Here is a 12,156-nt window from a genome sequence, read left to right on the forward strand (position 1 = left end):
GGAGTACTGGCAAGAGTTCGCTCAGCACTCCCGGATACGCAGGCGGCGGGTTCGGTCAGCGCAACTCCGCTGGAACCCGGTGGCCCCTCAGAGGCCGGAAAGGCCCAGTTCTCTGGCGATGAGCATGCGCTGGACCTCGGAGGTGCCCTCGCCGATCTCCAGGATCTTGGCGTCGCGGTAGAAGCGGCCCACCGGGTACTCGTTCATGAAGCCGTAGCCGCCGAAGATCTGGGTGGCGTCGCGTGCGTTGTCCATGGCGGCGTTGGAGGAGACCAGCTTGGCGATCGCCGCGGCCTTCTTGAACGGCTGGCCGTTCAGCATGAGTTCGGCGGCGTGGTAGTAGGCCAGGCGTGCGGTGTGCGTCCTGACCTCCATGTCGGCGATCTTGAACTGGATGGCCTGGTAGTGCCCGATGGGATGCCCGAAGGCCTCGCGCTCGCGCACGTACTTGAGCGACTCGTCCACGCACCCCTGGGCGAGGCCGACCGACAGCGCGGCGATGGCGATGCGGCCCTCGTCGAGGGTCTGCAGGAACTGAGCGTAGCCGCGGCCGCGTTCGCCGAGCAGGTTCGCCTCGGGCACCCGGCAGTCGGAGAAGGACAGCTCACGGGTGTCGGAGGCGTTCCAGCCCACCTTGGAGTACTTCTTCGACACCACGAAGCCGGGCGTCCCCGATGGCACCAGGATGGTGGAGATCTCCGGCTTGCCGTTCGCCCGGGTGCCGGTGATGGCGGCCACCCCGACGACGCCGGTGATGTCGGTGCCCGAGTTGGTGATGAACGCCTTGGTGCCGTTGATCACCCACTGGCCGCCTTCGAGCACGGCCGTGGTGCGCATGCCGCCGGGCACGTCGGAGCCGCCGCCGGGCTCGGTCAGGCCGAAGGCGCCCAGCCGCTCCCCCGCGGTCAGGGAGGGCAGCCACTCGGCCTTCTGCTCGGCCGTGCCGAACCGGTAGATCGGCATCGCGCCGAGCGAGACCGCCGCCTCCAGCGTGATCGACACGCTGGAGTCGACCCTGGCCAGCTCCTCAAGAGCCAGGCACAGGGCGAAGTAGTCGCCGCCCATGCCGCCGTGCTCCTCGGGGATCGGCAGGCCGAACAGGCCCATCGCGCCCATCTGGCGGACGATGTCGTAGGGGAACTCCTCGCGTTCGTACAGGTCGCCGATCACGGGGGCGACCTGGTTGCGGGCGAACGCCTCGACGGTCTTGCGCAGGTCCTCGTACTCTTCGCTGATCATCACTTCTCCTTGGGGGCGAGGGCCTGCACGACCCTTGAGGGCGAGGGACGGCCGAGCCGTTCGGCCAGCCACACGCTGGTGTCGACGAGCTTGTCCAGGTCGAGGCCGGTTTCGATACCGAGCCCGCGCAACATCCAGACCAGGTCTTCGGTGGCCAGGTTGCCGGTGGCCGACTCGGCGTAGGGGCAGCCGCCGATGCCGCCGGTGGAGGCGTCGACGACGGTGACGCCCGCCCTGAGCGCGGCGAGCGTGTTGGCCAGCGCCTGGCCGTAGGTGTCGTGGAAGTGCACGGCCAGCCTGCCGGGGTCGCCGAAGGCCGTGATGAGCTCGGTGACGTGCCCGGGGGTGCCGACGCCGATCGTGTCGCCGAGCGAGAGCTGGTGGCAGCCGAGCCCGAGCAGCCGCTCCCCCACCCGGACGACCTGCTCGACGGGCGTGGCGCCCTCCCACGGATCACCGAAGATCATCGAAACGTACGCCCGCACCCGCACGCCCTCGGCCAGCGCCCGGGCGACGACCGGCTCGAACATCTCGAACTGGCTGTCCAGACCCCGGTTGAGGTTGCGCCTGGCGAAGCTCTCGGTGGCGCTGGCGAACACCGCGATCTCCTCGACCCCGTGCGCCAGCGCCCGCTCCAGGCCGCGTTCGTTGGGCACCAGCACCGGGTAGCGGATGCCGGGCCGCCGCTCCAGCGTGGCCAGCAGCTCCCCCGCGTCGGCGAGCTGCGGCACCCAGGTGGGATGCACGAAGCTGGTCGCCTCGATGACCTGGTGCCCCGCGTCGGCGAGCCTGTCGATGAACTCGCGCTTGACCTCGACGGGCACGACGACGTCCTCGTTCTGCAGCCCGTCGCGCGGCCCCACCTCGTAGACCGTGACCCGCTCGGGCAGCCCTTCCATCGGGTACGGCTTCGCCGTCATGACGTCTCCTCCTCCGGCTTGACCACGGCCAGCACGGCGTCCATGGCCACCTGCTGACCCGCGCGCACGGGCAGCTCGGCCACGACTCCCGCCGACGGCGCGGTCACGGTGTGCTCCATCTTCATCGCCTCGACGATGAGCAGGGCCTGCCCCTCCTCGACCCGGTCGCCCGCGGCGGCCTTGACGACCAGCACGGTGCCCGGCATGGGGCTTCTGACCACGCCGTCGCCCGTTCCGGCCGCGCCGGTGCGCCCGGCGCCGTCGCCGATGCGGTGCCTGGTCAGCGCCCAGGCCGCGCCGCCCGAGCCGATCCAGACCGTGTCGCCGTCACGGGCGGCCGACAGGCGGCAGGTGCGCTCGCCGAGTGTCAGGGTGAGCCTGTCGCCTGCCCGCGTGAGCGTGGCCGGGATCGGCGTGCCGGCCGCGTCCAGGACCTCGGCGCCGGTGCGCGGCAGGCCTCTGACGGCCACCTCGGTGATCTCGCCACGGCTCTCCAGCCGCCATACGGTCCACGCGTGCTCGCCCGCGCGCCAGCCGTCTCCGATCTCCCAGGGGTCGGCGGCGTGCTCGGGGCCGGTGTGCAGGAGCAGGGCGGCGGCGGCCAGGATCTCGGCCGGTGTCTCCTGCGGGCCGACCAGTTCGGGCAGGGCGCGTTCGACCAGTCCTGTGTCCAGTTCGCCCGCCACGACGGCCGGGTGCAGGGTCAGGGCGCGCAGGAACGGGATGTTGGTGGTCAGACCGAGGATCGTGGTGTGGGCCAGCGCCCTGTCCAGGCCCTTCAGCGCCTCCTCGCGGGTGGGCGCCCAGGCGATGACCTTGGCCAGCATGGGGTCGTAGTCGCTGCCCACGACGGTGCCGACGGCCAGGCCCGAGTCGACGCGCTCGCTCTCGGGCTCGCGCAGGGCCAGCACCGTGCCGCCGGTCGGCAGGAACCCGCGCGCCGGGTCCTCGGCGTAGACGCGCGCCTCGGCCGCGTGCCCGCCGAGCCGTACCTCCTGCTGGGTGAGCGGCAGGTGCTCGCCGGCGGCGGCGCGCAGTTGCAGGGCGACCAGGTCGAGGCCGGTGACGAGCTCGGTGACCGGGTGTTCGACCTGCAAGCGGGTGTTCATCTCCATGAAGTGGTGCTCGCCGGTCGTGCCGTCGACGATGAACTCGACCGTGCCCGCCCCGACGTAGCCGACGGACCTGGCGGCGTCGACGGCCGCCGCGCCCATGCGAGCCCGCATCGGCTCGTCGACGAAGGGCGAGGGCGCCTCCTCGATGATCTTCTGGTGCCTGCGCTGCAGGCTGCACTCGCGCTCGCCCAGGTGCAGGACGTTGCCGTGGGTGTCGGCGATGACCTGGATCTCGATGTGGCGCGGGTTCTCGACGTACCTCTCGATGAGCAGGGTCGCGTCGCCGAACGCGGCACGTGCGGTGCGCCTGGCCGACTCCAGCGCCTCGGGCAGTTCGGCGCTCTCGCGTACCAGCACCATGCCCTTGCCGCCGCCGCCGGCCGACGGTTTGATCAGCGCCGGGAAGTGCGACCAGGTCGTCAGGTCGTCGGCGGGTTCGGCCGCGCCGGGCACGACGGGCACACCGGCGGCCGAGACCGTGGCCTTGGCCCTGATCTTGTCGCCCATGGCGTCGATGACCTCGGCCGAAGGCCCGACGAACACCAGCCCGGCCTCGGCGCAGGCCCTGGCGAACGCCGCGTTCTCGGCGAGGAACCCGTAGCCGGGGTGTACGGCCTGCGCGCCGACCCGCAGCGCGGCGGCGACCACGGCGTCGATGTCGAGGTAGCCGGGCACGAGCACGGCGAGGTCGGCCGCGCGAACGTGCGGCGCGCCCGCGTCGGCGGCGCTGTGCACGACGGCCGACGTCAGGCCCATCGAGCGGAGCGTCCGGATGATCCGGACGGCTATCTCGCCCCTGTTGGCGATCAGAACGGTGGAGAACATCATCACATCCGGAAGACGCCGTAGCCGATGGGGTCGAGCGGCGCGTTGGCCGCCGCGGAGAGCGCGAGGCCGAGCACCGTGCGGGTGTCGAGCGGGTCGATGACGCCGTCGTCCCAGAGCCTGGCGGTGGAGTAGTACGGGTTGCCCTGGCGTTCGTACTGCTCGCGGATGGCGTCGGGGTCGGCGTTGCCGACGGTGGTGAGGACGTTGGCCGCCTGCTCGCCGCCCATGACCGAGATGCGGGCGTTGGGCCACATCCACAGGAACCTGGGCGAGTAGGCCCGTCCGGCCATCGCGTAGTTGCCCGCGCCGAACGAGCCGCCGATGACGACGGTCAGCTTGGGCACCCGGGCGCAGGCGACGGCGGTGACCATCTTGGCGCCGTGCTTGGCGATGCCGCCCGCCTCGTAGGCCTTGCCGACCATGAAGCCGCTGATGTTCTGCAGGAAGACCAGCGGGATGCCACGGCGGTCGCACAGCTCGATGAAGTGCGCGCCCTTGAGCGCCGACTCGGCGAACAGGATGCCGTTGTTGGCGATGACGCCCACCGGATGGCCGTGGATGTGCGCGAACCCGGTGACGAGCGTCGAGCCGTACTCCGCCTTGAACTCCAGGAACCGGGAGCCGTCCACGACACGCGAGATGACGTCGTGCACGTCGTAGGGCGTGCGGGTGTCGGCGGGCACGATGCCGTAGAGGTCGCGCGGGTCGTGCGCGGGCTCGGCAGGCGGCCTGCGCTCCCACGGGGCGGCCTCGCGGGGGCCGAAGGTGGCGACGATGTCGCGCACGATGGCCAGGGCGTGCTCGTCGCTTTCGGCCAGGTGGTCGGTGACACCGCTGGTACGCGCGTGCAGGTCGCCCCCGCCGAGCTCCTCGGCCGTGACCTCCTCGCCGGTGGCCGCCTTCACCAGCGGCGGGCCGCCGAGGAAGATCGTCCCCTGGTTGCGCACGATGACGGCCTCGTCGCTCATCGCGGGCACGTACGCGCCTCCGGCCGTGCACGAGCCGAGCACGGCGGCGATCTGCGGGATGCCGCGCGCCGACATCGTGGCCTGGTTGTAGAAGATGCGGCCGAAGTGCTCGCGGTCGGGGAAGACCTCGTCCTGCCTGGGCAGGAAGGCCCCTCCCGAGTCGACCAGGTAGAGGCAGGGCAGCCGGTTGTCCAGCGCCACCTCCTGGGCGCGCAGGTGCTTCTTGACGGTGAGCGGGTAGTACGTGCCGCCCTTGACGGTGGCGTCGTTGGCGACGATCACGCATTCGCGACCGGAGACCCGGCCGACGCCGGTGATGATGCCGGCGGCGGGCGCCTGGTCGTCGTAGAGGCCGTTCGCGGCCAGGGGCGACAGTTCGAGGAAGCGCGAACCGGGGTCGAGCAGGCCGTCGACGCGGTCGCGCGGCAGCAGCTTGCCGCGTTCGACATGGCGCTGCCGTGAACGTTCGGGGCCGCCCCTGGCCGCGGTGGCCAGCCGTTCGCGCAGCTCGGCGACCAGCCGTTCCTGGGCTTCGGCGTGTGACTTGAAGCTTTCGCCGCCCAGATCGGCCACGGTGCCGAGCACCGGCCAATCGGTCATGTCGCTACTCCACTCATGAGCCGGATGTTAGTCATCATTAACGTCATCGTCTAGTATGCGAGATGTGACGACTGTCCGAACCCCTACCCCGCGACGGCTGGCCATCCTCCAGGCCGCCGCCTCCCTTTTCGCGGCCAGAGGGTTTCACGGGGTGTCGATCGAGGACATCGGCAATGCCGTCGGCGTCTCGGGACCCGCGCTCTACCGGCATTTCGCGGGCAAGGAGGCCCTGCTGGCCGAGATGTTGCTCGACGTCTCCACCCGGCTGCACGACTCGGCCGTCGAGGTCGTCACGTCGGGCAGCGACCCGGGGGCCATGCTGGACGCCCTGCTGAACGTGCAGATCACGTTCGCACTTGAGCAGCCCGCCCTCATCACCGTGCACGACCGCGAACTCGGCAACGTGCCCGAGCCGGCCCGGCGGCAGATCAGGCGCAGGCAGCGGCTCTACGCCGAGGAGTGGGTGACCGTGCTGAGCGAGCTGCACCCGGGCTGCCCGCCGCCCCGGCTGCGCGCCGCGACCCATGCCGTGTTCGGCCTGCTCAACTCCACCCCGCACAGTGCGGGCGAGCTGCCCGCCGAGGCGATGCGGCCGTTGCTGCACACGATGGCCAGGGCGGCGTTCGCCACCGTTTGTTAACGTCCGTTAACAAGGGCGCGTCGGCTGACGATCGGCTGCAGCGACACGGAGGCGGTGTAGCCGCGCAGCACGGCCGCGACCGAGCGCACCGCGACCCTGGCGCCGTCGTCGTCGAGCTCCAGCACGATCCTGGCCACCGCCGGTCCCTGCGGCCAGCTCGGCAGGCCGAACAACTCCTGCGGCGAGACCGCGCCCGCCGCCTTGAGCAGCGTGCCGTGCGAGATCGGCCGGCCCCGGAACGGCAGCAGCACCGGCCCGTCGCCGTCGGGGCCACCGGCCGGAGGCGGAGCGCCCCTGCCCGCCTCGACGATCGCGGCGAACCCGGTCGTGCCCGGCAGCGGGTCGCCGAGCACGATCACCTCGCGCACGCGTGAGGACTCGGCCGCCAGCACCGCGCCCGGCGCGAACCTGCTCGTCGTCAGCAGCAGCCTGATGTCCTCGTCGGCCAGCCAGGTGGCCACCCTGCTCGCCCTGGAGCCCAGCGGGATCGGCGCGACCATCCCGCCCGCCACGGCCACGGCGCCGACCGCGACGGCGCAGGCGACCGCGTCGTCGGCGTAGACGGCCGTCGGGTCGCCCGCCAGCAGGCCGCGCCGCAGCAGACCGGCTCCGGCCAGCCGCATGGTCGCCGCGAGATCGGCGAAGGTGATCTCCGCCCCGCTCGCCTCGTCGCGCACCGCGACGCGCGCGCCGAGCGTCTCGGCGACGCCGAGCACGGTCCACGCGACATTCGTCATGCCGAAGAACCTACGACCGAGGCGCCCGCGCGCACATCGGCAGATGTGTGTATGCGGGATGTGTATGCACAGGAAGAAGGGGTTCCCACTGCAAAAACCCGGGCTCCCGCTGGGCGAGTTCCCGCTAGGCGAGCGTTCCCGCTGGGCGAGCTCCGGCCAGGCGAGCGTTCCCGCTAGGCGAGAGCTCCCGCTAGGCGAGAGCTCCCGCTAGGCGAGTTCCTGCTCGACCGCCCAGGCCGCGACCTGGGAGCGCGACCCGAAACCCAGCTTGGCCAGGATGTTGGCGACATGCCGGGCGACCGTGGCCTGGCTGATGACCAGCTCGTCGGCGATGCCCCTGTTGGTCAGTCCTCTGGCGATCAGCGCGGAGATCTCCCGCTCGCGTGGCGTCAGCACACCGCCGCCCTCGGCGACCTCGGCGGGCGGCACGGCCGTGTGCTCCTCCTCGGGCGTCCTGTCGACGGCCAGGCTGATGGCCGCCTCCTCCTTCAGCGCCGCGCCCTCGCTCCACAGCGCCGCGACCCGCTCCTCGCCCAGCGCCTTGCGCGCCTGGCCGAGCAGCCGGTCGAGCAGGGCGCCCGAGCCGACCGAACGCACCCGGCCCAGCGGCTCGCGTATCGCCGATCCCGCCGACAGCAGGCGCACACCCCTGGCGGGCGCGCCGGTCTTCAGGGCGAGCGAGGCGGAGATCTCCAGCAGGCGCGCGGTCTGCAGCCGCTGCCCGCCCTGCCTGCTGCGCCGCAGCCCCTCCTCGATCACACCGCACGCGCCGTCGTGCTCGCCCTGCTGCACCAGCACCCTGGCATAGCCGACCAGCGCCCGCAGCAGCTCCTGCGGCGCGTCCATCGAGCGGGCGACCATGAGGCACTCGGCGAGCTGGCGTCGCGCCGCCGCCTGGTCGCCGCGTATCTCCGACAGCGCCGCCAGGCCGATCAGCGCGTTGCCGACGCCCCAGCGGTGATCGCTTGCGCGCATCAGCGCGAGCGCCTCGTCCAGGCGGCGCTGGGCCTCCTTGAGCCTGCCCTCCTGGCCCGCCATCGCGCCGAGCGAGCCGAGCGCGATGGCCTCGATCATCGTCTCGCCGGTCACCTTCGACAGCGTGACCGCCTCTTCGAGCAGGGCCGCGGCCCTGGCGCCCTGCCCGGACTGCCACAGCAGCAGCCCGAGTATGTTGAGCGCTCTGGCCACCGTGACCGGGTCGCCGAGCACCCGGCTGAGCTCGGCCCCCTGCTCGGCCGAGCTCAGCCCGGCGGCGAAGTCGCCCAGCGTGTGGCAGATCTCGGCATGGCAGACCAGGGCCCTGGCATGCACGGCGCTGCCCGACCAGGCGCCCTGCCCGGTCAGCAGGCGCTCCAGCCAGGCCCGGCCCTCGCGCGCCGAGCCGTGGCCCAGCCACAGCGGACGCAGTGCGGCGGCCAGGCGCAGGCCGAGCGCCCGGTCACCGGTGGTGGACGCCCAGCGCAGGGTGGCGCGCAGGTTCTCCTGCTCGGCGCTCACCGCGGTGTCCAGACGTACGCGCTCCTCCCAGGGCAGCACGCCGGTCACCGACGCCGACTCCCAGCGCTCGGCCAGCTCGATGAGGTGACCGGCCAGATGGAAGCGCAGCTCGGGCTCCTCGCCAGGCTCGGCCAGCATGGCCAGGGCGTAGGCCCTGATCGTCTCCATCATCCGATAGCGCGCCCCGCCCGGCTCCTCGTCCTCGGGCACCACGAACGACTTGTCGACCAGCCCGGCGAACACATTGAGCACCGCCTCCTGCGGCACCTCGGCGCCCGCGCACACCTCTTCGGCCATGCGCAGCGTCCAGCCGCCGGAGAAGATGGCCAGGCGGCGCAGCAGCGCGCGTTCCTGCCGGTTCAGCAGCTGGTAGCTCCACTCGACGGTGGCCAGCAGGGTGCGCTGCCTGGCTGGCGCGGTGCGATCGCCCGTCGTCAGCACCCTGAACCTGTCGCCGAGCCGGTCGACGATCTCGTGCACCGGCATCATCCTGATGCGCGCGGCCGACAGCTCGATGGCCAGCGGCACCCCGTCGACGGCACGGCACAGGGTGGCGACGTCGGCGGCGTTGTCGGCGGTGACGGCGAACCCGGGGCTGGCCGCCGCCGCCCGCTCCTCGAACAGCCGCACCGACTCGAACGCCGCCACCTCCCCCGCCTCCCGCATGCCCTTCCTCGGTACGGCGAGCGGCGGCACCCGCCACACGGTCTCGCCCTGGATGCGCAGCGGCTCGCGCGAGGTGGCCAGCAGCCGCACGCCCGGACATCCGGCCAGCAGCTCGTTGGCCAGATCGGCGCAGGCGTCGATGATGTGCTCGCAGTTGTCCAGCACGATGAGCAGCCTGCGGCCCGCGACGGCGGCCAGCAGCGTCTGCGTCAGCGGCCTGCCCGGCTCCGCCCTGATCTCAAGGGCTGCGGCCACCCGGTGCACGACGGGCTCGTTGCTGCCGGTGTCGGCCAGCTCGACCAGCCTGACCTCGTCCTCGGACCCGTCGGCGATGGTGGCCGCGACGTGCAGCGCCAGCCTGGTCTTGCCCACGCCTCCCGCTCCGCACAGGGTGATCAGCCTGGTCACCTCGATGAGACGGCACAGGTCGGCGGTGTCCCGCTCGCGACCGACGAACGAGCTGCGGGGGACGGGAAGGTTGTGCCTGAGCAGAAGGTGCTCCATGGCTCTCCCGATCGGCATGGGGCGCTGTCACTGTGAGTTTGCCATCGGTTACCGGATCTGTCTGCCCGCAATCATGACTCTTGCCACTTCCCGCTATCTAGATATATCGTCACACTATCTAGATAGTTGGACTAGAGGACCTTTGCGAGGTGAGCGGTCAATGCACCGGTTCGCACCCAGGGTCCGCCGGGGAGACGTACGCTCGGCACTGCTGGCACTGCTGGACGAGAGGCCGGCCAACGGTTACCAGATGATCCAGGAGATCGCCGAGCGCACCTCCGGCCTCTGGCGGCCGAGTCCGGGCTCGGTCTACCCCGCGCTGCAGCAGTTGCAGGACGAGGGGCTGGTCAGCGCCGAGGAGACGGGCGGGGTGCGCGTCTTCAGCCTGACCGAGGCGGGCAGGGGGCACGGCGAGAGCGGGCGTGAGCCCTGGCACGAGGTGGTCAGGTCGATCCCCGAGGAGCGCCACGAGCTGCGGCTGCTGTGGGCCCAGCTCGCCGAGGCCGTCGGCCACCTCACCCGTACGGCCGACGACAGGCAGCTCGCCGAGGCGAAGAAGCTGCTCAGGGAGACGAGGAAGTCGGTGTTCCGGATCATGGCAGAGGGGGAGTGAGACAATGGATCCCGCGATCTCGGTCAAGGGACTGACGAAGACGTACGGCAAGGTCGAGGCCGTCAAGGGCGTCGACTTCGAGGTGGCGTCGGGCGAGGTGTTCGGTTTCCTCGGTCCCAACGGCGCAGGCAAGACCACCACCATCAGCATGCTGTGCACCCTGGCCAACCCCACCGGCGGCACCGCCACCGTCGCCGGGCACGACGTCGTACGCGAACGCGACGCCGTACGCCGCAACATCGGGCTGGTCTTCCAGGACCCGACGCTCGACGGCTACCTCAGCGCGGAGCAGAACCTGCGCTTCCACGCCGAGCTGTACGGCGTGCCGAAGTCGGTCGTCGGGGCGCGGATCAGGCAGGTCATGGAGATGGTGGCGCTGTGGGACCGCAAGGACGCCAAGGTGATGACGTTCTCCGGCGGGATGAAGCGCCGCCTGGAGATCGCACGCGGCCTGCTGCACTCGCCCCGGGTGCTCTTCCTCGACGAGCCCACGGTCGGCCTCGACCCGCAGACCAGGTCGGCGATCTGGGGCTACATCAACAGGCTGCGGCACACCGAGGACATCACGATCTTCATGACGACGCACTACATGGACGAGGCGGAGTACACCGACAGGATCGCCATCATCGACCACGGCGAGATCGTGGTCGTCGACTCCCCCGAGGCGCTCAAGGCCAGCGTCGGAAAGGACCGCGTGCAGATCGTCACCGCCGACGCCGAAGCCGCCATCACGGCGCTGCGCGAGCGCTTCGGCATCGAGGCCGCACTGGTCGAGGACGCGGTGACGTTCGCGGTCGCGTCGGGCGAGGAGTTCGTGCCCAGGCTGTTCGCCGGGCTCGGCCTGCCGATCAGGTCCGTGAGCGTGTCACGCCCCTCCCTCGACGACGTGTTCATGAACTACACCGGCTCCACCATCAGGGACGCGGAGGCCGGATCCGGCAACGAGTGGATGAGAGCGATGGTGAGGCGCTGATGACGACCGACGTGGCGGGCGTCAGGGTCCCGCTGCACAGCACCGGCCACGACCTGCGCGCGATCAAGGTGGTGCTGCACCGCGAGATGCTGCGCTTCGTCAGCGACCGCACCCGGCTGGCCTCGATGCTGGTCCAGCCGGTGCTGTGGCTGTTCGTCATGGGCACGGGGCTCGGCTCGCTGGTCAAGGGCGCCATTCCCGGCATCGACTACCGCACGTTCATGTATCCGGGCATGATCTCGATGACCGTGATCATGACGGCGATGTTCTCGGCGGGCTCGATCGTGTGGGACAGGGAGTTCGGGTTCCTGCGCGAGATGCTGGTCGCACCGGTGAGCAGAGGCGCGATCGTGCTGGGCAAGTGCCTGGGCGGCGCGGTCGTCGCCACCGGGCAGGGCGTGGTCATCCTGGCGATGGCCGGGCTGGTCGGCGTGCCGTACTCGGCCGGGTTGATGGCGACGTTGCTGGTGGAGATGTTCCTCGCGGCGTTCGCGATGACCGCGTTCGGGGTGATGCTCGCCGCGAGGATGCGCAACATGCAGACGTTCTTCGGCCTGATGCAGATGGCGATCATGCCGATGCTGTTCCTGTCGGGTGCGATGTTCCCGCTGGCCAACCTGCCCTCGTGGCTGCACGTGCTGACCACCGTCAACCCGCTGACCTACGCCGTCGACCCGATGCGCCAGGCCGTGTTCTCCCACCTTTCGGTCCCGCCGCAGGTCGACGCCGTGCTCAACCCCGGGGTCACCTGGTTCGGCTGGCAGGTGCCCGTGCCGGTCGAGGTGGGGCTGGTCGTGCTGATCGGCCTCGGCCTGCTGGGCGTCGCCGTGGCGCAGTTCAGGAGGAGCGAGTAGCG

At 71.2% G+C, this 12,156-nt stretch carries 10 protein-coding genes; 4 read left to right on the forward strand and 6 right to left on the reverse strand.

Annotated features, from left to right (window positions below; genetic code table 11):
* Window positions 1–87 precede the first annotated feature (87 nt).
* The 4 genes from ACTWNK_RS30145 to ACTWNK_RS30160 are packed head-to-tail and all read right to left on the reverse strand — an operon-like array spanning window position 88 to window position 5,655.
* Complete coding sequence (locus tag ACTWNK_RS30145) at window positions 88–1,239, reverse strand: acyl-CoA dehydrogenase family protein (protein WP_474308002.1); 1,152 nt, start codon at window positions 1,237–1,239, stop codon at window positions 88–90.
* Complete coding sequence (locus tag ACTWNK_RS30150; protein ID WP_474308004.1) at window positions 1,239–2,159, reverse strand: hydroxymethylglutaryl-CoA lyase; 921 nt, start codon at window positions 2,157–2,159, stop codon at window positions 1,239–1,241. The genes ACTWNK_RS30145 and ACTWNK_RS30150 overlap by 1 nt, the downstream gene beginning before the upstream one ends.
* A complete protein-coding gene (locus tag ACTWNK_RS30155; RefSeq protein ID WP_474311018.1) occupies window positions 2,156–4,099 on the reverse strand; it encodes an acetyl/propionyl/methylcrotonyl-CoA carboxylase subunit alpha in 1,944 nt (647 codons plus the stop codon). Before ACTWNK_RS30155 ends, ACTWNK_RS30150 begins: the two co-directional genes overlap by 4 nt.
* Window positions 4,100–4,101: 2 nt before the next feature.
* The gene (locus tag ACTWNK_RS30160) at window positions 4,102–5,655 is read right to left on the reverse strand and encodes a carboxyl transferase domain-containing protein (RefSeq protein ID WP_474311020.1); all 1,554 of its coding nucleotides are present in this window, start codon (window positions 5,653–5,655) and stop codon (window positions 4,102–4,104) included.
* A 70-nt stretch (window positions 5,656–5,725) separates the two neighbouring features.
* Between ACTWNK_RS30160 and ACTWNK_RS30165 the strand changes: the two genes are divergently transcribed.
* A complete protein-coding gene (locus ACTWNK_RS30165) occupies window positions 5,726–6,310 on the forward strand; it encodes an SACE_7040 family transcriptional regulator (protein ID WP_474308006.1) in 585 nt (194 codons plus the stop codon).
* Here ACTWNK_RS30165 and ACTWNK_RS30170 read toward each other — a convergent pair.
* Entirely contained in the window at window positions 6,307–7,047 is a 741-nt protein-coding gene (locus ACTWNK_RS30170) for an AMP-binding protein (protein ID WP_474308008.1), read from the reverse strand. The two genes, ACTWNK_RS30165 and ACTWNK_RS30170, sit on opposite strands and share 4 nt — an antisense overlap.
* Before the next feature lie 207 nt (window positions 7,048–7,254).
* Window positions 7,255–9,714, reverse strand: coding sequence for an ATP-binding protein (locus tag ACTWNK_RS30175; protein ID WP_474308010.1), 2,460 nt, complete (start codon window positions 9,712–9,714; stop codon window positions 7,255–7,257).
* A gap of 160 nt (window positions 9,715–9,874) precedes the next feature.
* Here ACTWNK_RS30175 and ACTWNK_RS30180 point away from each other — a divergent pair, with 160 nt between their 5' ends.
* Genes ACTWNK_RS30180 through ACTWNK_RS30190 form a run of 3 tightly spaced genes read left to right on the forward strand, consistent with a single transcriptional unit; the run spans window position 9,875 to window position 12,154 of the window.
* Window positions 9,875–10,327 carry a PadR family transcriptional regulator gene (locus tag ACTWNK_RS30180; RefSeq protein ID WP_474308012.1) on the forward strand — a complete coding sequence of 151 codons (453 nt, stop codon included), beginning with the start codon at window positions 9,875–9,877 and terminating at the stop codon, window positions 10,325–10,327.
* Between the two features lie 4 nt (window positions 10,328–10,331).
* Entirely contained in the window at window positions 10,332–11,300 is a 969-nt protein-coding gene (locus ACTWNK_RS30185) for an ATP-binding cassette domain-containing protein (protein WP_474308014.1), read from the forward strand.
* Complete coding sequence (locus ACTWNK_RS30190) at window positions 11,300–12,154, forward strand: ABC transporter permease (protein WP_474308016.1); 855 nt, start codon at window positions 11,300–11,302, stop codon at window positions 12,152–12,154. Before ACTWNK_RS30185 ends, ACTWNK_RS30190 begins: the two co-directional genes overlap by 1 nt.
* Window positions 12,155–12,156: the final 2 nt, after the last annotated feature.

It is taken from the genome of Nonomuraea sp. IBHARD001, from assembly GCF_056106265.1.

Coding starts and splice junctions, on each gene's coding strand:
- ACTWNK_RS30145 (WP_474308002.1), bottom strand. CDS start 1,239: ATGATCAGCGAAGAGTACGAGGACCTGCGCAAGACCGTCGAGGCGTTC.
- ACTWNK_RS30150 (WP_474308004.1), bottom strand. CDS start 2,159: ATGACGGCGAAGCCGTACCCGATGGAAGGGCTGCCCGAGCGGGTCACG.
- ACTWNK_RS30155 (WP_474311018.1), bottom strand. CDS start 4,099: ATGTTCTCCACCGTTCTGATCGCCAACAGGGGCGAGATAGCCGTCCGG.
- ACTWNK_RS30165 (WP_474308006.1), top strand. CDS start 5,726: ATGCGAGATGTGACGACTGTCCGAACCCCTACCCCGCGACGGCTGGCC.
- ACTWNK_RS30170 (WP_474308008.1), bottom strand. CDS start 7,047: ATGACGAATGTCGCGTGGACCGTGCTCGGCGTCGCCGAGACGCTCGGC.
- ACTWNK_RS30175 (WP_474308010.1), bottom strand. CDS start 9,714: ATGGAGCACCTTCTGCTCAGGCACAACCTTCCCGTCCCCCGCAGCTCG.
- ACTWNK_RS30180 (WP_474308012.1), top strand. CDS start 9,875: ATGCACCGGTTCGCACCCAGGGTCCGCCGGGGAGACGTACGCTCGGCA.
- ACTWNK_RS30185 (WP_474308014.1), top strand. CDS start 10,332: ATGGATCCCGCGATCTCGGTCAAGGGACTGACGAAGACGTACGGCAAG.
- ACTWNK_RS30190 (WP_474308016.1), top strand. CDS start 11,300: ATGACGACCGACGTGGCGGGCGTCAGGGTCCCGCTGCACAGCACCGGC.